The following is a 265-nucleotide window of genomic DNA, read 5'->3' on the forward strand; positions in this document are numbered from 1 at the left end:
CCGTTAACTCGTCAATAAAGCGGTAGGTTTCCGGAAACAGATAACCGGTATCGGTGAGGATCACTGGAATATCCGGCCGAATCTGATTCACCAGATGCAGGCTCACCGCCGCCTGAATGCCGAAGCTGGAAGAAAGCACATATTCACCGGGCAGATTATCCAGCGCCCAGGCTACGCGGCCTTCAGCGTCCAGTTTTTCCAGTTGGGCGTTAGTTTCCGCCAGCGCCAGAATGCGATCTACCTTCGGCAGTTCGTTCAGGGCGTT

Annotated in this window: 1 protein-coding gene; it reads right to left on the reverse strand. The window is 54.7% G+C overall.

Features of this window, described 5'->3' with window-relative positions; genetic code table 11:
* On the reverse strand, nucleotides 1–265 hold a 265-nt coding region (locus SB765_RS30465), incomplete at both ends, for a phosphoadenosine phosphosulfate reductase family protein (protein ID WP_410932599.1).

Origin of the sequence: Pseudomonas sp. SIMBA_067, from assembly GCF_046534675.1 — a bacterium.
In the GTDB taxonomy this organism is placed as follows: domain Bacteria; phylum Pseudomonadota; class Gammaproteobacteria; order Pseudomonadales; family Pseudomonadaceae; genus Aquipseudomonas; species Aquipseudomonas putida.